The sequence below is a fragment of the Kitasatospora sp. NPDC058965 genome (assembly GCF_042741245.1).
In the GTDB taxonomy this organism is placed as follows: Bacteria; Actinomycetota; Actinomycetes; order Streptomycetales; family Streptomycetaceae; genus Kitasatospora.
This window is the reverse complement of record NZ_JBHYKG010000057.1, coordinates 1-19,489: the sequence shown is the minus strand read 5'-3', so window position 1 is coordinate 19,489 and position 19,489 is coordinate 1. Positions and strand designations below refer to the sequence as shown.

Here is a 19,489-nt window from a genome sequence, read left to right as displayed (position 1 = left end):
TGGCTGCATACCCCTGGACACCTGGGCGCTACCGGAGGGGATCGGCCATCTGGCGCCATAGGCTTGGATCACCGAAGGAAACGACATGGCCACAGACCGGGAGGACCCCCGTGCGGTACCACAATTCGATCATCGATCTGGTCGGTGACACCCCGCTGGTGAAGCTCAGCAAGGTCGCCGAGGGCATCTCCGCGACCGTGCTGGCGAAGGTCGAGTACTTCAACCCCGGCGGCTCGGTCAAGGACCGCATCGCGCTGCGCATGATCGAGGCGGCCGAGGCGTCCGGCGCGCTCAAGCCCGGCGGCACCATCGTCGAGCCGACCTCCGGCAACACCGGGGTGGGCCTGGCGATCGTGGCCCAGCAGAAGGGCTACAAGTGCATCTTCGTCTGCCCCGACAAGGTGTCCACCGACAAGATCAACACGCTTCGGGCCTACGGCGCCGAGGTGGTGGTCTGCCCGACCGCGGTCGCCCCGGAGCACCCGGACTCCTACTACAACGTCTCCGACCGCCTGGTCCGGGAGACCCCGAACGCCTGGAAGCCGGACCAGTACTCGAACCCGGACAACCCGGCCTCGCACTACCACTCCACCGGTCCGGAGCTGTGGGAGCAGACCGAGGGGAAGATCACCCACTTCGTCGCGGGCGTGGGCACCGGCGGCACCATCTCCGGCACCGGCCGCTACCTGAAGGACGCCTCCGGCGGCAAGGTCCAGGTGATCGGCGCCGACCCGGAGGGCTCGGTCTACTCCGGCGGCACCGGGCGCCCCTACCTGGTCGAGGGCGTCGGTGAGGACTTCTGGCCCACCGCCTACGACCGCACGGTGGCCGACGAGATCGTGGCGGTCTCCGACAAGGACTCGTTCCAGATGACCCGCCGCCTGGCCAAGGAGGAGGGCCTGCTGGTCGGCGGCTCCTGCGGGATGGCCGTGGTGGCCGCGCTGGAGGTGGCCCGCCGGCTCGGCCCGGACGACGTGGTCGTGGTGCTGCTGCCGGACGGCGGGCGCGGCTACCTGTCGAAGATCTTCAACGACGACTGGATGGCCGACTACGGCTTCCTGCCCACCGCCGAGGACGAGGCCACCATCGGCGAGGTGCTGGCCCGCAAGGACGCGATCGAGCACGAGGGCATCCCGCAGTTCGTGCACATGCACCCGGGCGAGACGGTCGGCGAGGCGGTGCAGGTGCTGCGCGACTTCGGCGTCTCGCAGATGCCGGTGGTCTCGCCGGGCGCCGGGCACCCGGACATCATGGCCGGCGAGGTGATCGGCTCGGTGGCCGAGCGCGACCTGCTGGCGGCGCTGTTCAGCGGCGGCGCGCAGCTGACCGACCTGCTGGAGCAGCACATGTCGCGCCCGCTGCCGGTGGTCGGCTCGGGCGAGTCGGTGACCGGTCTGATGAGCGTGCTGGAGCAGGCGGACGCGGCCGTGGTGCTGGTGGACGGCAAGCCGCAGGGCATCGTCACCCGGCAGGACCTGCTGGCCTTCATGGCCGGCCGCGCCGCGCACTGAGGCCCGGTCGGGTCGCGCGCCGGGACCCGCTCGGGCGGCGGCCACTGACGGTTCCTCAGGAGATGTTTCAGGGAATCGTTCGTTTTCGGACCGATTGGTACACCGGCGTCACGCCCGTGCAGCACCCGGTTAACAACGGGCGGGCATCGTAGTGAGCACGGCAAGACGCCGAGCGGGACGGCAGCGGTGACCGGGAGCGGCTCCCCGGCACGGCGGTCGTCCGGACACACGGACCGGTCCTGACCCGGTGACCATGTGTCTCCCTCCGTCTGGGTGGGCGGAGGGGCCCCTCGTGGGGGTCGTCGTCGTCCCGCCCCTGGCAGCGCCAGGGTGCGGCGGCTCCCACGGCACCTCGCGCCCTCGCGGCGCGGCTTCGCGGCTCCCGGGTGGGGGAGCGTGGCGGAGCACCAGCAGGGCCGGCCCCGGTCTTCGGGGCCGGCCCTGGCTTCGCTCACCGGGGCCGTTCTCGCCTACGCTTCGCCCCATGACCAGCACCGAGAACCTCAGCGCCGACTCCGACGCCCCCCGCTACGTCCGGCTCAGCATCGAGCTGATCGCCGAGATCACCGACGAGGCCGCCCTCAAGGCCGCCGCGCTGGCCCAGGTCGAGGCCGACGAGTACCTGGACGACGACGAGCGCGTCCAGTCCGCCGAGGCCATCGAGGTCGACCCGTCCGGCTCGCTCGCCCACTTCATCGACCCGGTCGCGCTGCTCGGCGACGTGCCGGGCATCGAGCTGACCCAGGCCACCTGGGAGTCGGCGCAGGTCGCCTTCGACCCGGAGGAGGACAGCTTCGAGTTCGAGGTCGAGTAGTCCTCGGAGTCCGTCCTCGGAGTCCGCGGCCGAGGTCGAGCAGTCCGCCCGCTCCCCGCACGTACCGCCCAGTGGCACATCACTGGGCGGTATGTCCATTTCTGGCAGCATCTTTCATCTTCTCGTACGATCTGATCCTCTTCGTGGAACTGCTCATATCGGGACATGCATCTCTATATCCGACATGACGGTTCGGGAGTCGGCAGCAGGGAGACGGAAGATGACGCCACAGCAGGAGCGAGCGGTGGTCGACGGCCCGTCCGGGGGGAGTTGGAGCCGGCGCGGGATGCTGACCGGGCTGCTCGGCGCCCCGGTGCTGCTGCTGGCGGCCTGCGGCGGGGCGGACGGGCGCGGCGGCCAGGGCAAGGGCGGGCCGGCGGCCGGCGGGGGCGGCGCGCCGCGCAGCTCGGCCGCCGTGATCACGGTGACGCCCGCCGACGGGACCACCGGCGCCGCGTTCACCGCGCCGGTCACGGTCAGCGTGGCGGCCGGGACGCTCGACTCGGTCAGGGTCACCGACCCCACCGGCCGTGAGATACCCGGCCGGCTCGCACCGGACGGGGCGAGCTGGACCACCACCGCACCGCTGGCCAGCGCCACCCGCTACACCGTGGCCGCGGTCGCCGCCGACAAGGACCGGATCACCGCGGACGCCTCCAGCGCCTTCACCACCGCCACCCCCGCCAAGACCTTCACCGCCACCTTCACCCCCGAGGACGGCTCCACGGTCGGGGTCGGGATGCCGGTCTCGATCACCTTCAGCACCCCGGTCACCGACCGCAGGGCGGTGCAGCAGGCGATCACCGTGGTCGCCGAACCGGGCGTCGAGGTGGTCGGCCACTGGTACTCCAGCACCCGGCTGGACTTCCGCCCCGCGCAGTACTGGGCCAAGGGCACCCGGGTCACCCTCCGGCTGCGGCTCAAGGACGTGCAGGGCGCGCCCGGTGTCTTCGGCACCCAGTCCAAGGACGTCGCCTTCACGATCGGCCGCTCCCAGACCTCCCTCGCCGACCTCTCCGCCGGCACCCTCACGGTCACCACCGACGGCCGGGTCAGCGCGGTCTACCCCGTGATCGGCGGCGGGCCCGACCACCGCACCTGGGGCGGCCGGATGGTGATCTCCGAGCAGTTCACCCAGACCCGGATGAACTCCGCCACCGTCAACCTCGGTGACGAGTACGACATCCCCGACGTGCCGCACGCCCAGCGCCTGACCGCCTCCGGCACCTTCGTGCACGGCAACTACTGGTCCCCCCGCACCGCCTTCGGCCACGCCAACCTCAGCCACGGCTGCATCGCCCTGCGCGACGTCCAGGGCGCCGGCGACCCCACCACCGACGCCGCCAGGTTCTACGCCTCCTCCCTCCCCGGCGACGTGGTCGAGGTCGTCAACAGCGGCGACCGCACCGTCGACGCCGCCAACGGCCTGGGCGACTGGAACCTGACCTGGGCGGACTGGACCGCGGGCAGCGCGATCTGACGCAGCGGCGGCCACGGGCCCGGCCCGCAGCATCCGCCCGGCCGGGGGCGGTCAGCCGTCCGTCCGGGCAGGGACTCCGCCGTGCCACTAGTCTCGGGCGTATGACTGAGCACCAGCACCCTCAGGGCTTCGAGACCCTCGCCATCCACGCGGGGCAGGAAGCGGACCCCCGTACCGGGGCGGTCGTCCCGCCGATCTACCAGGTGTCCACGTACAAGCAGGACGGCGTCGGCGGGCTGCGCGGCGGCTACGAGTACAGCCGCTCGGCCAACCCCACCCGCACCGCGCTGGAGGAGTGCCTGGCGGCACTGGAGGGCGGGCAGCGCGGGCTGGCCTTCGCCTCCGGCCTGGCCGCCGAGGACACCCTGCTGCGCACCGTCCTCAAGCCGGGCGACCACATCGTGATCCCCAACGACGCCTACGGCGGCACCTTCCGGCTCTTCAGCAAGGTGCTCGCCCGCTGGGGCGTGAGCTTCGACGTGGCCGACACCCAGCACCCGGAGAAGGTGCGCGAGGCGCTCAAGCCCACCACCAAGGCGGTCTGGGTGGAGACCCCGTCCAACCCGCTGCTCGGCATCACCGACATCGCCGCGGTGGCCCAGGTCGCGCACTCCGCCGGCGCCCTGCTGGTGGTGGACAACACCTTCGCCAGCCCCTACCTGCAGCAGCCGCTCGCCCTCGGCGCCGACGTGGTGGTGCACTCCACCACCAAGTACATGGGCGGCCACTCGGACGTGGTCGGCGGCGCGCTGGTCGCGGCGGACGCGGGCCTGGGCGAGGAGCTCGCCTACCACCAGAACGCGATGGGCGCGGTGTCCGGCCCGTTCGACGCCTGGCTGGTGCTGCGCGGGATCAAGACCCTGGGCGTGCGGATGGACCGGCACAGCGCCAACGCCGAGCAGATCGTCGCGCTGCTGTCCCGCCACCCCAAGGTGACCCAGATCTTCTACCCGGGTCTGGCCTCGCACGCCAACCACGAGGTGGCCGCCAAGCAGATGAAGGCCTTCGGCGGCATGGTCTCGTTCCGGGTCGAGGGCGGCGAGGAGGCGGCGGTCGAGGTCTGCAACCGGGCCAGGCTGTTCACCCTGGGCGAGTCGCTGGGCGGCGTGGAGTCGCTGATCGAGCACCCGGGCCGGATGACCCACGCCTCGGTGGCCGGCTCGCTGCTGGAGGTGCCGGCCGACCTGGTCCGGGTCTCGGTGGGCATCGAGTCCGCCGACGACCTGGTGGCCGACCTGGCGCAGGCCCTCGGCTGACCTCGCCGAGCGGCCCGACCAGCCGTCAGACGGGCGCTCCGGCACGGCCGGAGCGCCCTAGGCTGACCCCATGGACCACTGGCCGATCACCCTCGACGACGTGCGCGGTGCGCAGAAGATGCTGGCCGGGGTGGCCCGGGTCACCCCGATGGAGAGCAGCCGCCACCTGGCCGCGCTGATCGGTGCCCCGGTCCACCTCAAGTGCGAGAACCTGCAGCGCACCGGCTCGTTCAAGCTGCGCGGCGCCTACCTGCGGATCGCCGGGCTGACCCCGGTGCAGCGGGCCGGCGGGGTGGTGGCCGCCAGCGCCGGCAACCACGCGCAGGGCGTGGCGCTGGCCGCGTCGCTGCTGGGCGTGCACTCCACCGTCTTCATGCCGCGCGCCGCCCCGCTGCCCAAGGTGGCCGCCACCCGCGACTACGGCGCCGAGGTGCGGCTGCACGGCGCCACCGTGGACGAGGCGCTGGCCGCCGCGCAGCGGTTCGCCGAGACGAGCGGGGCGGTCTTCATCCACCCCTTCGACCACGTGGACGTGGTCACCGGCCAGGCCACCGTGGGCCTGGAGATCCTGGAGCAGTGCCCGGAGGTGCGCACCATCCTGGTCGGGGTGGGCGGCGGCGGGCTGCTGGCCGGGATCGCCGCCGCGGTGAAGCCGCTGCGCCCGGACGTGCGGGTGGTGGGGGTCCAGGCGGCCGGCGCGGCGGCCTACCCGCCCTCGCTGGCGGCGGGCCGCCCGGTCACCCTGCCGTCGTTCCAGACCATGGCCGACGGGATCATGGTCGGCCGTCCGGGTGACATCCCGTTCGAGCTGGTCAACCAGTTGGCCGACGGGGTCCGCACGGTCACCGAGGAGTCCCTCTCGCGGGCCCTGCTGCTGGCGCTGGAACGGCTCAAGCTGGTGGTCGAGCCGGCCGGGGCGAGCCCGATCGCGGCCCTGCTGGAGCATCCGGGCGCCTTCGAGGGCCCGGTGGTCGCGGTGCTCTCGGGCGGCAACATCGACCCGCAGCTGATGCAGCGGGTGCTGCGGCACGGGCTGGCCGCGGCCGGCCGCTACCTCTCGCTGCGGGTGCGCCTGACCGACCGTCCGGGCGCGCTGGCCAACCTGCTGGGCGTGCTCACCGCGGTGGACGCCAACGTGCTGGACGTGGCGCACGTGCGCACCGACCCGGCGCTCGGCCTGCTGGAGGTCGAGGTGGACCTGCACCTGGAGACCAAGGGGCCCGAGCACTGCCTCGCGGTGGTGGGTGAGTTGGGTGATGCGGGCTATGTCGTCTCGCGTTAGGTTCGAACGGACCGCACCAGTTCGGAGGAACGCAGATGGCTCCAGCCGTCCAGGCCGAGAACCTGGTCAAGACCTTCGGTGACGTGCGGGCGCTCGACGGCGTCAGCCTGGACGTCCCCGAGGGCACCGTGCTCGGCCTGCTCGGGCCCAACGGTGCCGGCAAGACCACCACCGTGCGGGTGCTCACCACGCTGCTGCTGCCGGACTCCGGCCGTGCCACGGTGGCCGGGGTGGACGTGCTCAAGCACCCCAACCGGGTGCGCAGCCTGATCGGCCTGTCCGGCCAGTACGCCGCGGTGGACGAGTACCTGACGGGCCGTGAGAACCTGCAGATGGTCGGCGAGCTCTACCAGATGAGCGCCCGGGACGCGAAGGCCAGGGCCCGCGAGCTGCTGGAGTGGTTCAACCTCGCCGACGCCGCCGACCGCACGGCCAAGACCTACTCCGGCGGCATGCGCCGCCGCCTCGACCTGGCCGCCGCGCTGGTGGTCCGGCCGCCGGTGATGTTCCTGGACGAGCCGACCACCGGACTGGACCCGCGCAACCGCCTGGCGCTGTGGGAGGTGATCGAGACCCTGGTCGAGCAGGGCACCACCCTGCTGCTCACCACCCAGTACCTGGAGGAGGCGGACCGGCTGGCCCACGACATCGCCGTGGTGGACCACGGCCGGGTGATCGCCCGGGGCACCGCCGACCAGCTCAAGGCGCAGATCGGCGGCGAGCGGGTGGAGCTGGTGGTGCACGACCGGGACCTGATCGCCACCGCCGTGGAGGCGCTGAAGGGCTTCGCGGTCGGCGACCCCAGCGTGGAGCGGAACACCCGGAAGATCACCATCCCGGTCAGCGGCGGTGCCCGGGTGCTGGCCGACGTGATCCGCGAGCTGGACGCGCGCCGGATCACCATCGACGACATCGGCCTGCGCCGCCCGACCCTGGACGACGTCTTCCTCTCGCTCACCGGGCACGCCACCACCGCCGCGGACGAGGAGAACGGCCAGGACGAGAACGCGGAGGCGAAGTGATGACGACTGCCACCGAGCACGCGATCGGCGCGGCGGTCCCGCGCCAGCGCCGCGGCCTGGCCGCGATGGCGCACGACTCCTGGGTCGTGGCCCGCCGGAACCTGCGCCGGATGCTGCGGATCCCCGAGATCGTGGTGTTCGGGCTGCTGCAGCCGGTGATGTTCGTGCTGCTCTTCTCGTTCGTGATGGGCGGCGCGATCACCATCCCGATGGCGGGGGCCAGCTCGAAGATCTACACGCAGTTCCTGATGGCCGGCATCTTCGCCCAGACCGTCACCTTCGCGGTGGCCGGCGCCTCGGCCGGGATCGCGGAGGACATGACCAAGGGGCTGGTGGACCGGTTCCGCTCGCTGCCGATGACCCGCTCGGCGGTGCTGGTCGGCCGCACCCTGGCGGACCTGGTGCAGACCGCCTTCACCCTGCTGGTGCTGGCCCTGGTGGCGCTCGCGGTGGGCTGGCGGATCCACAACGGGGTGCCCAGGATGCTGGTCGCCTTCGGGCTGCTCCTGCTGCTGGGCTACGCCTTCTCCTGGATCGGCGCGCTGATCGGGCTCTCGGTGCGCAGTCCGGAGGCGGCCACCTCGGCGGGGCTGATCTGGCTCTTCCCGCTGACCTTCATCTCCAACGCCTTCGTGCCGATCTCCAGCATGCCGGGCTGGCTGCAGCCGATCGCCTACTGGAACCCGTTCAGCGCCACCGTGCAGGCCTGCCGCAACCTGTTCGGCAACCAGATCGGACCGGTGGCCGACTCCTGGCCGATGCAGCACGCCTACGGCGTGTCGGTGGTCTCCTCGCTGCTGGTGCTGGCGGTCTTCTCCTGGCTCTCGGTGCGCAAGTACCGGTCGGCGGCCGGCTGACCGCCCGGCCCCGGGTGTGCCGAAGGGCCCCGCTCCGACCGGAGCGGGGCCCTTTCGCGGCTGTGCGGGCCGTCAGCCGACGTACGGCTTGGCCGCCACGATCTTGACCGTGGACTTCTTGCCGTTGGGCAGCTCGTAGGTGGCGTCCTCGTCGACCTTCTTGCCGTTGATCGCCTGGCCGAGCGGCGACTGCGGCGAGTAGACGTCCAGGTCGTCGCCGGCCACCTCGCGCGAGCCGAGCAGGAAGGACATGGTGTCGTCCAGGTCGCCGTCGAAGGCGACGGTCACGACCATGCCGGGGGCCACCACGCCGGAGTCCGCCGGGGCCTCGCCGACCTTGGCGCGCTCCAGCAGCTGTGTCAGCTGGCGGATCCGCAGCTCCATCTTGCCCTGCTCCTCGCGGGCGGCGTGGTAGCCGGCGTTCTCCTTGAGGTCGCCCTCCTCGCGCGCCTGCTCGATCTTCTGGGTGATCTCGGAGCGGGCGGGGCCGGTCAGGTACTCCAGCTCGTCCTTGAGCTTGTCGTAGCCGGATTGAGTGAGCCAGGTCACGTTCTCGCTGGTCTGGGTCACGGGAGCTCCTCGTCGGTGCTGGGCGTTGCTGCTTCGGGTACTGCCAGGGGTTACTACAAAGGAACGCCCGCTTCCGGAGTCTTCGGGCCGGAAGGGGCGAAACCACGAGCCTAACAACCTCCGGCCGCCGACGGGAGTGCTGTTGGCGGCGCGTTAACGGTCCGTTTGAGGAGAACTGCCCGCCGAGCGGGCCCGCCATGCCGGAACCGGGCCGGTCGCGGGACTACTTCGCCGCCGTACAGCCCAGCAGCTCGGCGGTGGTGCCGCGGGCGGTGGTGCGGATGGTGACCACCTGGACGAAGCTGGTGCCCCCGGACGGGACCGGGACGTCCAGCTGGCCGACCACCGTGCCGTCGGCGGCCTGCGAGCGGATCGTGCAGCTGCCGGCCGTGCCGGAGCTCTTGGTCACCGAGAGCTGGGCCTGCACCGCGCTGTCCGAGACCACCTGGAACTCGGGCACGGTGCCGTTCAGCCGGCTCTCGCGCAGCAGGTAGGAGCCGCCGAGCCAGGCGACCAGGCCGACCACCAGCACGGCGAGCACCGCGCCGACCCGCTTCAGCGTGCGGTCCGCCTGGGCGTCGCTGCGGCCGCCGTAGCGGCCCTCGGGCGGCGCGCTCGGGCGGGTTTCGCTGCTCGCGGTCATGCGGATCAGTCCTCGGGAATGTGCGGGGCTTCCAGTCCGTCACTATAGGGGGGCGGTGCTGAGCACCTCGAAGCTGAGCCCCCACCATGCGAGCCCGGACATTCCCGGAAGGAACCAGGCGTTGACTGAGCAGTTGCGGCTGATGGCGGTGCACGCGCACCCGGACGACGAGTCCAGCAAGGGTGCGGCCACCATGGCCATGTACGTCGCCCAGGGCGTGGAGGTGCTGGTGGCCACCTGCACCGGCGGGGAGCGCGGCTCTGTGCTCAACCCGAAGCTCCAGGGCAAGCCGGAGATCGAGGAGAACATCCACGAGGTCCGGCGCAAGGAGATGGACAGGGCGCGCGAGATCCTCGGCGTCGGGCAGGCCTGGCTCGGCTTCGTCGACTCCGGGCTGCCGGAGGGCGACCCGCTGCCGCCGCTGCCCGAGGGCTGCTTCGCGCTGCAGGAGGTCGAGGCGGCGGCCGAGCCGCTGGTGCGCCTGATCCGCGAGTTCAAGCCGCAGGTGATCACCACCTACGACGAGAACGGCGGCTACCCGCACCCCGACCACATCATGACCCACAAGATCACCATGCACGCCTTCGACGCGGCCGGTGACCCCGACGCCTACCCGGAGGCGGGCGAGCCCTGGCAGCCGCTGAAGCTGTACTACAACCACGGCTTCCCGATGGGCCGGATCCGCGCCCTGCACGCCTACCTGACCGAGCACGGGCAGGAGTCCCCGTACGGCGAGTGGATCGCCGGCTGGGAGAAGAGCGGCCGCGCCGAGCGCGAGATCACCACCCGGGTGGAGTGCGCGGACTGGTTCCCGACCCGGGACGCGGCGCTGATCGCGCACGCGACCCAGATCGACCCGGACGGCCCGTGGTTCCGGGTCCCGCTGGACGTGCAGCGCGAGGTCTGGCCGACCGAGGACTACGAGCTGGCCCGTTCGCTGGTCGACACCGACCTGCCGGAGAGCGACCTGTTCGCCGGCCTGCGGGCGGTCAGCCTGGCCGGCGAGGCCAAGTAGCAGCGGGTCCGGGCCGCCCCGTGGACGGCCCGGACCCGACACACCCCACCCCGGTGAGCTGATCACCAAGGGGCCGGGTCACCATGGAGGCATGAGCGCCTCTGTGAACCTCACCCGTGCCGCCGTGAGCCTGGCGGTGGACGACGCCAAGGTCACCCCCGGCCTGCTGGGCTTCGTGGTCTTCGCCGTGCTCGGCGTCGCCACCTGGTTCCTGCTGAAGTCGATGAACTCCCGGTTCAAGAAGATCGACTTCGCCGAGGAGCCGGAGGCTCCCAAGGAGTAGTCCGCCGGTGGGCGGTCAGCGCGCGCGGTGCGCGCTGATCAGCTCGGCGTACCGGCGGCCGCTGCGCTTGACGGTGCGGCGCTGGGTCGCGTAGTCCACGTGCACCAGCCCGAACCGCTTGTCGTAGCCGTACGCCCACTCGAAGTTGTCCAGCAGCGACCAGGCGAAGTAGCCGGCCAGCGGCGCGCCCTTGGCGACCGCGCGGGCGCAGGCGGCCAGGTGCTGCTCCAGGTAGGCGGTGCGCTCGGCGTCCTCGACCCGGCCGTCGGCGGTGACGGTGTCCTGGTAGGCGGCGCCGTTCTCGGTGACGTAGAGCTTGCGCACGCCGTAGTCCTCGGTCAGCCGCAGCAGCAGCTCCTCCAGGCCGGGCGCGTGCACCTCCCAGTCCATCGCGGTGTGCTCGGGGTTGGGCCCGCGCAGCTGGCGGAACCGCGGCACCGGCCCGGTCGGGTCGTCGGCGACGATCTGGCGGAAGTAGTAGTTCAGCCCGACCCAGTCGAGCGGCGCCGAGATCAGCTCCAGGTCGCCGTCCCGGACCGGCAGGTCGACCCCGTAGAGGTCGACCATGTCCTGCGGGTAGCCGCGGCCCAGCACCGGGTCCAACCACCAGCGGTTGATGTGCCCGTCGGCCCGCCGGGCGGCGGCCAGGTCGGCGGGCGAGTCGCTGGCCGGCTCGATGGAGCTCAGGTTGTTGACGATGCCGATCTGCGCGCCGGGCACCGCGGCCCGCAGCGCCTGCACCGCCAGGCCGTGGCCCAGGTGCAGGTGGTACGAGGTGCGCACGGCCGCGGTCAGGTCGCGCCAGCCGGGGGCCATGCTGCCCTCCAGGTGACCGATCCAGGAGGAGCAGAGCGGCTCGTTCAGGGTGCACCAGTTGGTCACCCGGTCGCCGAGCTTCTCGGCCACCACCGCGGTGAACTCGGCGAACCGCTCGGCGGTGGCGCGCTCGGGCCAGCCGCCGCGGTCCTGCTGGGCCTGCGGCAGGTCCCAGTGGTACAGCGTGGGGAACGGGGTCATCCCGCGCTCCAGCACGGCGTCCACCAGCCGGTCGTAGAAGGCCAGGCCGGCGGGGTTGACCGTGCCGTCGGCCAGCGGCACCACGCGGGGCCAGGCGATCGAGAACCGGTAGGAGTCCAGGCCCAGTTCGCCGGCCAGCGCGAGGTCCTCGGGCCAGCGGTGGTAGTGGTCGCAGGCGGTGTCGCCGGTGTCCCCGTTGGCGACCTTCCCGGGGGTGTGCGAGAAGGTGTCCCAGATCGAGGGGGCCCGGCCGTCCTCGCCCGCGGCCCCTTCGATCTGGTAGGCGGCGGTCGCCGCACCCCACCGGAAGTCGGACGGCAGCGCGTCGAGGTCAGTCACGGAGAGCCTTTCGTGGAGAGGGGTCTGACGGTTCGTCACTTGACGGCTCCGGCGGTCAGTCCGGCCACCAGGTAGCGCTGCAGCAGCAGGAAGCCGGCCACCACGGGGAGGCTGACCACCAGCGAGGCGGCCATCACCTGGTTCCAGTACACGTCGGTCTGGGTGGCGTAGCCCTGCAGGCCGACCGCCAGGGTGCGGGTCTCGTCGTTGGTCATGACCGAGGCGAAGAGCACCTCGCCCCAGGCGGTCATGAAGGCGTAGACGGCCACCGCGACGATGCCGGGGATCGCGGCCGGGACCACGATCTGCACCAGGGTGCGGATCGGACCGCACCCGTCCACCGCGGCCGCCTCGTCCAGGTCGCGCGGGATCGAGTCGAAGTACCCGACCAGCATCCAGATCGAGAACGGCAGCGAGAAGGTCAGGTAGGTGAGGATCAGGCCGCCGCGGCTGCCGTACAGCGCGACCCCGGTGGAGTTGCCGATGTTGACGAAGATCAGGAAGAGCGGGAGCAGGAAGAGGATGCCCGGGAACATCTGGGTGGAGAGCACGGTCACCGTGAACAGCCGCCGCCCGCGGAAGCGGTAGCGGCTGACGGCGTACCCGGCCAGCACCGCGATCAGCACCGACAGGCCGGTGGCGCTGCCCGCCACGATCAGCGAGTTGGTGAAGTAGCGGGCCAGCGGGACGGTGGACCAGATGTCCACGTACGGGCGGAGGGTCAGGTGGCTGGGCACCCAGCGCCAGGGCCCCTGGACGTCCTGCAGCGGCTTGAGCGAGGAGCTCAGCATCACGGCCACCGGGGTGAGCGTGAAGACCAGGAGCAGCAGCAGCACGACGCGGCGCAGCCAGCGGAAGGAGGCGGGCGGGTTAATCATCGGCGCCCCTGCGGCGGGTGGTGGCGAACAGGTAGACGGCCGTCACCAGCAGCAGGAAGAGCAGCAGCAGCACGGACATCGCCGAGCCGGCGCCGAAGTTCCAGGTGACGAAGGAGCTCTGGTAGATGTGGATGGAGATCAGGTCGGCGGCCTTCGGGGCCGCCTTCCCGAACAGCACGAACGGGGTGTTGAAGTCGTTGAAGGTCCACAGGAAGAGGACCAGGAGGAGCACCTGGTTCACCGGGCGCAGCGAAGGCAGGGTGATCCGGCGGATCTGCTGCCAGACGCCGGCCCCGTCGATCGCGGCGGCCTCGTAGAGCTCGCGCGGGATGTTCTGCAGCCCGGCGGTCAGGGTGAGGAAGGCGAACGGCCAGGAGCGCCAGACCGAGACGGTGAGCAGGGCGGTGAAGCTGTTGTCGCCGATCAGCCAGAACGGCTTGTCCTTCACCAGGTGGAGCTGGTCGTGCAGCACGTGGTTGATCAGCCCGGTGTCCCGCTGGAACATGAACGACCAGGTGATCACCGCAGCGAAGACCGGCAGTGCGTAGGGCAGCAGGAAGGCTGCCCGCAGCAGACCGCGACCGCGGAACGCGTCCTGCGTCATGATCGCCGCGGTCGTTCCGATCAGCCAGGACAGGCCCACCGAGAGCAGGGTGAAGGCGCAGGTCACCCAGAAGGAATTCAGCAGGGCCTGACCCACCGGGGCGTGGAAGTCCAGCGCCATCCGGTAGTTGGACAGTCCCGACCAGGGGGCGGTGGACCAGTCGCGGATGAAGAACTGGGTCAGCTGCTTGAAGCTCATCACGATCCCGGTGACCATCGGGATGAGGTGGATCAGCAGCTCGACGGCGAGTGCGGGCAGCAGGAGCAGGTAGGGCAGGGCGGCGCGGCGGCCCTTCAGCCGGTTTCGCATCATCTCGTCAGCTGGCCGGCATCTGCTGCTGGGCCTTGGTCAGCTCGGCCTTCACGGAGGCGTCGGTGACCGGCTGGCCGGCGGCAGCGGCGGCGAGCAGGTTCTTCACCGCGGTGCCGATCAGCGTCTCGAACTGGCTCTCGCTGGCCACCTGGGGCAGCGGGGCGGCGCTGTTCTGCAGCACGCCCGCCAGGGTCTTCAGCTCGGGGGTGCCGAAGGCCGCGTCGGCCTGGGCCGCCTTGACCGGGGGCAGCGAGCCGTAGGTGCCGTTGAGCTGCTTCTGCTCGTCGTCGCTGGTCATGAACTTCACGAAGTTCAACGCGCCGTCGAGGTTCTTGGTGTTCTTGAAGACGGCCAGGTTGATGCCGGCCACCATCGAGGTGACCGCCTTCGTGCCGGTGGCACCGGCCGGGGCGGGGATCGGCACGATGCCGTAGTCGTCCGGGTTCATGCCGTGCGACTTGAGGTTGGCGCCGGCCGACTGCCACATCAGCATCGCGGCCTTGCCGGTCGCGAAGTCCGTCACCGACTGGTTGGCCGCGTACTCGGCGTTGCCGGGGGCGGCGATCTTGTCGTTGGCGATGAAGTCCACGTACTGCTTGACCGCGGCGACCGCCTCGGGGCTGTCGAACTGCGGCTTGCCGGAGGCGTCGTAGAAGCCGGTGCCGTGCTGCTGGCCGAGCATGAAGGCCAGGTGCACGTTCTCCGAGACGTTGCCGCCCTCGATCGCCACGCCGTACTGCGAGCCGGTGGTCAGCTTCTTGCCGTCGGCCAGGAACTCGTCCCAGGTGGTGGGCGGGTTGGCGATGCCGGCCGCCTGGAAGAGCTTCTTGTTGTAGTAGAGGCCGTAGGCCATCGAGTAGAGCGGGACCGCGGCCGGGTCCTTGCCCGCGGCACCGGCCGAGGCGATGGTCGAGGGCAGGAACCGGTCCTTGCCGCCGATCTTGTCGAAGGTGGCCTGGTCGAACGGGAGCAGCGCACCGGTGGCCTGGAGCGAGGCGGACCAGGTGTTGCCGATGTTGAGCACGTCCGGGCCCTGGCCGGAGGCGGTGGCCGCCAGGATCCGGTTGAGCAGGTCGGACCACGGGATCACCTCGAGGTTGACCTTGATCCCGGTCTGCTGCTCGAACTTTCTCAGCTCGGGCTCCAGGACCTGCTTGTCGTTCTCCAGGCTGCTGCCCTGGTTGGAAGCCCAGTAGGTGAGCGTCTTGGGGCTGGTGTTGGAGCTGCCGGACGTGCTGGAACCGCCGCCGCAGGCGGTCGCGGTGAGCGCGATGGCGGCGGTCAGGGCGAGGGTGGCGGGGAGCCGGTGGGTTCGCATGGGGTGGGCCCCTCTCGGGCTGCGTGCGGGAACGAGGGGTGAGGGTCGCTGCTGTGAGCCACGGAACCGGTCGAACGCCAGCGTGGTCCGTAACTTCATGGCGTGATTTAACGTGTGAGAAAACCTGGCGTCAAGACCCCGTGCAAGGCAGGATTGGCGGGAAGGAGGGAGCAACCGATGGCAGAGCAGGGCAAACAGACCGTCCGCGACCTGCGGCGCGGCAGCCGGGCCACGTTGCTGCGCCACCTGTACTTCGACGGGCCGCTGAGCCGTCAGGAGTTGGGGCGCAGCAGTGGGCTGAGTGCGGGGTCGATCAGCAACGTGGTCGGCGAACTACTGGCCGAGCAGCTGGTGGAGGAGTGCGGCTCGGTCGAGTCGGACGGCGGTCGGCCGCGGATCCTGCTGCGGGTGCGGCCCGGGCTCGGCCACCTGGTCGGGGTGGACGTGGGCGAGACCCAGGTCCGGGTGGCCCTGTTCGACCTGGCGCTGACCGAGCTCGCCGCCAGCGACCACCCGCTCTCCGACTGCGGGCACGACGTGGACCACGTGGTGGAGCTGATCCTCACCGGACTGTCCGAGGTGCTGGCCGCCACCGGGGTGGCGCCGGAGACCGTGCTCGGCGTCGGCCTCGGCGTGCCGGGCGTCGTGGAGCAGGGCGACCTGCCCGGCGGTGCCGGCGTGGTGGTGCACGGGCCGACGGTCGGCTGGGACGCGGTGCCGCTCGGCCGGCTGCTGCGGGCCGGCACCGACCTGCCGCTCTTCGTGGACAACGGCGCCAAGACGCTCGGCCAGGCCGAGATGTGGTTCGGCGCCGGGCGCGGGGCCCGGCACGCGGTGGTGGCGCTGTTCGGCTCCGGCGTGGGCGCCTGCGTGATCGCCGACGGGGTGCGGTTCCGCGGCGCCACCAGCAGTGCGGGGGAATGGGGGCACACCAAGGTGCACGTGGGCGGCCGGCTCTGCAGGTGCGGCGCGCGGGGGTGCCTGGAGGCGTACGTCGGGGCCGAGGCGCTGGTCGAGCGGTGGGGTCTGGCCACGCCCGGCGGCAGCGAGAAGGCCGGGCTGACCGAGTTGCTCGCGGCGGCCCGGGCCGGCCGGCCGGACGCGGTCGAACTGCTCGACGAGGCCGCCGAGTACTTCGGTGCGGCGATCGCCGACCTGATCAACCTGTTCAACCCCGAGCGGGTGGTGATCGGCGGTTGGGCGGGCATGCTGCTGGGCCCGTACCTGCTGCCGATGGTGCAGGACGCGGTCACCCGGTACGCGCTGAGCTTCCCGCGCGAACAGACCGCGATCGGCCTGTCCAGCCTGGGTCCGGAGGCGGTCACGACCGGCGCCGCGACCCTGCCGCTGAGTCGCTTCCTGGACTCCGGCGGGGAGTTGGCGGACCGCACGACGGAGCGTCCGATGGTGCGCGGGGGGTTGACGGGAGCTTTTCTCACCCGTTAAATCACGCCATGAAGTTACGGGGCCGTGCACCCGCTGCACGCCCATCCCTCGTCCGCGCCCCGGCTTCGCACCCTCACACCCCCCACCCCACCCCCCATGCAGGAGAAGCCCATGAGGCTCGCTTCAGCACGCCCCGCTGCGCTCCGCAGCGGGGGCACGGCCGCCGTCGGACGACGCGGCAGCGCCCTCCTCCTCAGCCTGGCCCTGCTCTCGGGCGGCGGCGCACTCGCGCTGCCGGCCGCGCTGGCCACCGCCACGACCGCGGTCGCGGCCTCCGACGTCCTGCTCTCGCAGGGCAAGGCGGCCACCGCCTCCTCGACCGAGAACGCCGGTACCCCCGCCTCGGCGGCGGTGGACGGCGACCTGACGACCCGTTGGTCCAGCGCCTTCAGCGACCCGCAGTGGATCCAGGTCGACCTGGGTGCCACCGCGACCATCGACAAGGTGGTGCTCAACTGGGAGGCCGCGTACGGCAAGGCCTACCAGATCCAGACCTCGGCCGACGGGGTCAACTGGACCACCGTCTACTCCACCACCACGGGTGCGGGCGGCACCGAGACGCTCACCGTCTCCGGCACCGGCCGCTACGTGCGGATGAACGGCACCCAGCGCGGCACCGGGTACGGCTACTCGCTCTACGAGTTCCAGGTCTACGGCAACCCGGCCGGCAGCTCGAGCTGCGGCACCGCCGACGTCGCGCAGGGCAAGGCGGCCACCGCCTCCTCGACCGAGAACGCCGGCACCCCCGCCTCGGCGGCGGTGGACGGCGACCTGACGACCCGTTGGTCCAGCGCGTTCAGCGACCCGCAGTGGCTCCAGGTCGACCTCGGCAGCACCCAGCAGGTCTGCCAGGTGGTGCTCAACTGGGAGTCCGCGTACGGCAAGGCCTACCAGATCCAGGTCTCCGACGACGCCGCCAACTGGACCACGATCTACTCCACCACCACCGGCGCGGGCGGCACCGAGACGCTCAACGTCTCCGGCTCCGGCCGCTACCTGCGGCTGAACGGGACCCAGCGCGGCACCGGGTACGGCTACTCGCTCTACGAGTTGGGCGTGCACACGCTCGGCTCCTCGGTCCCGCCGGTGCAGGGCGGCGGCGACCTGGGTCCGAACGTGATCGTCTTCGACCCGTCGATGAGCAGCACCACCATCCAGGCCAGCCTCGACAACGTCTTCAAGCAGCAGGAGAGCGCCCAGTTCGGCACCGGCCGCTACGCGTTCCTGTTCAAGCCCGGCAACTACAGCGGCCTGAACGCCCAGATCGGCTTCTACACCTCGATCGCGGGCCTGGGCCTCAACCCCGACGACACCCACATCAACGGTGACGTCACCGTCGACGCCGGCTGGTTCAACGGCAACGCGACCCAGAACTTCTGGCGCTCCGCCGAGAACCTCTCGCTCAGCCCGGTCAGCGGCACCGACCGCTGGGCCGTCGCGCAGGCCGCGCCGTTCCGCCGGATGCACGTCGAGGGCGGCCTCAACCTGGCGCCCAGCGGCTACGGGTGGGCGTCCGGCGGGTACATCGCCGACAGCAAGATCGACGGCACCGTCGGCAACTACTCGCAGCAGCAGTGGTACACCCGGGACAGCTCGATCGGCGGCTTCTCCAACGGGGTCTGGAACCAGGTCTTCTCCGGGGTCCAGGGCGCGCCGGCGCAGTCCTTCCCGAACCCGGTGTACACCACGCTGGGCACCACCCCGGAGTCCCGGGAGAAGCCCTACCTCTACCTGGACTCCAGCGGCAACTACCAGGTCTTCGTGCCCTCGCTGCGGACCAACGCCAGCGGCGTCTCCTGGGCCAACGGCGCCACCCCGGGCAGCTCGCTGCCGCTGAGCCAGTTCTACGTGGTCAAGCCCGGTGCCACCGCGGCCACCATCAACCAGGCGCTGGCCCAGGGCCTCAACCTGCTCTTCACGCCCGGCATCTACCACGTGGACCAGGCGATCAACGTGACCCGGCCGGACACCGTGGTGCTGGGCCTGGGCCTGGCCACCATCGTCCCGGACAACGGGGTGACGGCCCTGCAGGTCGGTGACGTGAACGGCGTCAAGCTGGCCGGTCTGCTGATCGACGCGGGCACGGTCAAGTCCCCGGTGCTGCTGCGGATCGGCCAGCCGGGCTCCGGCGCCGACCACAGCGCGGACCCGACCAGCATGCAGGACGTCTTCGTCCGGGTCGGCGGTGCGGGCGCGGGCTCGGCCGGCACCGCGGTCGAGGTGGACAGCAACAACACCATCGTCGACCACACCTGGATCTGGCGGGCCGACCACGGCACGGGGGTCGGCTGGACCGTCAACCCGGCCGACTACGGCCTGGTGGTGAAGGGCAACGACGTGCTCGGCACCGGCCTGTTCGTCGAGCACTTCGAGAAGTACGACGTGGAGTGGAGCGGCGAGCGCGGCAAGACGATCTTCTTCCAGAACGAGATCGCCTACGACGCGCCCAACCAGGCCGCGGTGCAGAACGGGTCGACCCTCGGCTACGCGGCCTACAAGGTGGACGACAACGTCACCACCCACGAGGCCTGGGGCGTCGGCAGCTACTGCAACTTCACCGCCGACCCGACCATCCGGATGGACCACGGCTTCGAGGTCCCGACCACGCCCGGCGTGAAGCTGCACGACGCCCTGGTGGTCTCGCTCGGCGGGATGGGCCAGTTCAACCACGTGGTGGACAACACCGGGGCCGCGACCTCGGGCACCGGCACCACGCCGTCGAACGTCGTGTCGTACCCGTGACCGGGACCGGCACCGCGTAGTGGTCCGTGAGAACGGGCGCGCCCGCCACCCGAGGTCCGGGGGGGGGGGCGGCGCGGGGGGGCGGGGGGGGGGCGGCGGG

At 71.4% G+C, this 19,489-nt stretch carries 17 protein-coding genes; 11 read left to right on the top strand and 6 right to left on the bottom strand.

The genetic code is table 11. The features are described from left to right. Positions 1-110: 110 nt before the first annotated feature. From ACFW1A_RS12625 to ACFW1A_RS12595, 7 genes are all read left to right on the top strand, one after another. Positions 111-1,511: a cystathionine beta-synthase gene (locus tag ACFW1A_RS12625; protein WP_380408029.1), complete on the top strand. Its 1,401-nt coding sequence runs from the start codon at positions 111-113 to the stop codon at positions 1,509-1,511. Between the two features lie 484 nt (positions 1,512-1,995). Further along, positions 1,996-2,325 carry a hypothetical protein gene (locus tag ACFW1A_RS12620; RefSeq protein WP_380408027.1) on the top strand — a complete coding sequence of 110 codons (330 nt, stop codon included), beginning with the start codon at positions 1,996-1,998 and terminating at the stop codon, positions 2,323-2,325. Between the two features lie 220 nt (positions 2,326-2,545). Further along, positions 2,546-3,805 (top strand): Ig-like domain-containing protein, encoded by a 1,260-nt coding sequence (locus ACFW1A_RS12615; protein ID WP_380408025.1) that lies wholly within the window; start codon positions 2,546-2,548, stop codon positions 3,803-3,805. A gap of 101 nt (positions 3,806-3,906) precedes the next feature. After that, entirely contained in the window at positions 3,907-5,061 is a 1,155-nt protein-coding gene (locus tag ACFW1A_RS12610) for a cystathionine gamma-synthase (RefSeq protein WP_380408023.1), read from the top strand. 70 nt (positions 5,062-5,131) lie between these two features. Further along, a complete protein-coding gene (gene ilvA / locus ACFW1A_RS12605; protein WP_380408021.1) occupies positions 5,132-6,343 on the top strand; it encodes a threonine ammonia-lyase in 1,212 nt (403 codons plus the stop codon). A 35-nt stretch (positions 6,344-6,378) separates the two neighbouring features. After that, the gene (locus ACFW1A_RS12600; RefSeq protein WP_380408019.1) at positions 6,379-7,365 is read left to right on the top strand and encodes an ATP-binding cassette domain-containing protein; all 987 of its coding nucleotides are present in this window, start codon (positions 6,379-6,381) and stop codon (positions 7,363-7,365) included. Beyond that, entirely contained in the window at positions 7,365-8,222 is an 858-nt protein-coding gene (locus ACFW1A_RS12595) for an ABC transporter permease (protein ID WP_380408017.1), read from the top strand. The genes ACFW1A_RS12600 and ACFW1A_RS12595 overlap by 1 nt, the downstream gene beginning before the upstream one ends. Before the next feature lie 72 nt (positions 8,223-8,294). Here ACFW1A_RS12595 and greA read toward each other — a convergent pair whose 3' ends face one another. Further along, positions 8,295-8,792 carry a transcription elongation factor GreA gene (gene greA, locus ACFW1A_RS12590; RefSeq protein ID WP_380408016.1) on the bottom strand — a complete coding sequence of 166 codons (498 nt, stop codon included), beginning with the start codon at positions 8,790-8,792 and terminating at the stop codon, positions 8,295-8,297. Positions 8,793-9,015: 223 nt separating this feature from the next. Further along, positions 9,016-9,435, bottom strand: a complete 420-nt coding sequence (locus ACFW1A_RS12585) for a DUF4307 domain-containing protein (protein ID WP_380408014.1) — start codon at positions 9,433-9,435, stop codon at positions 9,016-9,018. Positions 9,436-9,556: 121 nt separating this feature from the next. On the opposite strand from ACFW1A_RS12585, the gene mca reads away from it, so the two are divergent. Together mca and ACFW1A_RS12575 are read left to right on the top strand one after the other, a co-directional pair. Beyond that, entirely contained in the window at positions 9,557-10,450 is an 894-nt protein-coding gene (gene mca / locus ACFW1A_RS12580) for a mycothiol conjugate amidase Mca (protein ID WP_380408012.1), read from the top strand. A 91-nt stretch (positions 10,451-10,541) separates the two neighbouring features. After that, complete coding sequence (locus ACFW1A_RS12575) at positions 10,542-10,733, top strand: hypothetical protein (RefSeq protein WP_380408010.1); 192 nt, start codon at positions 10,542-10,544, stop codon at positions 10,731-10,733. A gap of 15 nt (positions 10,734-10,748) precedes the next feature. Here the strand turns inward: ACFW1A_RS12575 and ACFW1A_RS12570 are convergent, their stop codons facing one another. Genes ACFW1A_RS12570 through ACFW1A_RS12555 form a run of 4 tightly spaced genes read right to left on the bottom strand, consistent with a single transcriptional unit; the run spans position 10,749 to position 15,201 of the window. Beyond that, positions 10,749-12,089 (bottom strand): GH1 family beta-glucosidase, encoded by a 1,341-nt coding sequence (locus ACFW1A_RS12570; protein WP_380408008.1) that lies wholly within the window; start codon positions 12,087-12,089, stop codon positions 10,749-10,751. 35 nt (positions 12,090-12,124) lie between these two features. Then, the gene (locus ACFW1A_RS12565; protein ID WP_380408006.1) at positions 12,125-12,967 is read right to left on the bottom strand and encodes a carbohydrate ABC transporter permease; all 843 of its coding nucleotides are present in this window, start codon (positions 12,965-12,967) and stop codon (positions 12,125-12,127) included. After that, a complete protein-coding gene (locus ACFW1A_RS12560) occupies positions 12,960-13,883 on the bottom strand; it encodes a carbohydrate ABC transporter permease (protein ID WP_380408004.1) in 924 nt (307 codons plus the stop codon). Before ACFW1A_RS12560 ends, ACFW1A_RS12565 begins: the two co-directional genes overlap by 8 nt. Before the next feature lie 4 nt (positions 13,884-13,887). Then, a complete protein-coding gene (locus ACFW1A_RS12555) occupies positions 13,888-15,201 on the bottom strand; it encodes an ABC transporter substrate-binding protein (RefSeq protein WP_380408002.1) in 1,314 nt (437 codons plus the stop codon). 177 nt (positions 15,202-15,378) lie between these two features. Here ACFW1A_RS12555 and ACFW1A_RS12550 point away from each other — a divergent pair, with 177 nt between their 5' ends. Further along, positions 15,379-16,647, top strand: coding sequence for an ROK family transcriptional regulator (locus ACFW1A_RS12550; protein ID WP_380408000.1), 1,269 nt, complete (start codon positions 15,379-15,381; stop codon positions 16,645-16,647). A 198-nt stretch (positions 16,648-16,845) separates the two neighbouring features. Further along, positions 16,846-19,389, top strand: a complete 2,544-nt coding sequence (locus ACFW1A_RS12545; protein WP_380408060.1) for a discoidin domain-containing protein — start codon at positions 16,846-16,848, stop codon at positions 19,387-19,389. Positions 19,390-19,489: the final 100 nt, after the last annotated feature.

Coding starts and splice junctions, on each gene's coding strand:
- ACFW1A_RS12620 (WP_380408027.1), top strand. CDS start 1,996: ATGACCAGCACCGAGAACCTCAGCGCCGACTCCGACGCCCCCCGCTAC.
- ACFW1A_RS12615 (WP_380408025.1), top strand. CDS start 2,546: ATGACGCCACAGCAGGAGCGAGCGGTGGTCGACGGCCCGTCCGGGGGG.
- ACFW1A_RS12610 (WP_380408023.1), top strand. CDS start 3,907: ATGACTGAGCACCAGCACCCTCAGGGCTTCGAGACCCTCGCCATCCAC.
- ilvA (WP_380408021.1), top strand. CDS start 5,132: ATGGACCACTGGCCGATCACCCTCGACGACGTGCGCGGTGCGCAGAAG.
- ACFW1A_RS12600 (WP_380408019.1), top strand. CDS start 6,379: ATGGCTCCAGCCGTCCAGGCCGAGAACCTGGTCAAGACCTTCGGTGAC.
- ACFW1A_RS12595 (WP_380408017.1), top strand. CDS start 7,365: ATGACGACTGCCACCGAGCACGCGATCGGCGCGGCGGTCCCGCGCCAG.
- ACFW1A_RS12585 (WP_380408014.1), bottom strand. CDS start 9,435: ATGACCGCGAGCAGCGAAACCCGCCCGAGCGCGCCGCCCGAGGGCCGC.
- ACFW1A_RS12575 (WP_380408010.1), top strand. CDS start 10,542: ATGAGCGCCTCTGTGAACCTCACCCGTGCCGCCGTGAGCCTGGCGGTG.
- ACFW1A_RS12565 (WP_380408006.1), bottom strand. CDS start 12,967: ATGATTAACCCGCCCGCCTCCTTCCGCTGGCTGCGCCGCGTCGTGCTG.
- ACFW1A_RS12560 (WP_380408004.1), bottom strand. CDS start 13,883: ATGATGCGAAACCGGCTGAAGGGCCGCCGCGCCGCCCTGCCCTACCTG.
- ACFW1A_RS12555 (WP_380408002.1), bottom strand. CDS start 15,201: ATGCGAACCCACCGGCTCCCCGCCACCCTCGCCCTGACCGCCGCCATC.
- ACFW1A_RS12550 (WP_380408000.1), top strand. CDS start 15,379: ATGGCAGAGCAGGGCAAACAGACCGTCCGCGACCTGCGGCGCGGCAGC.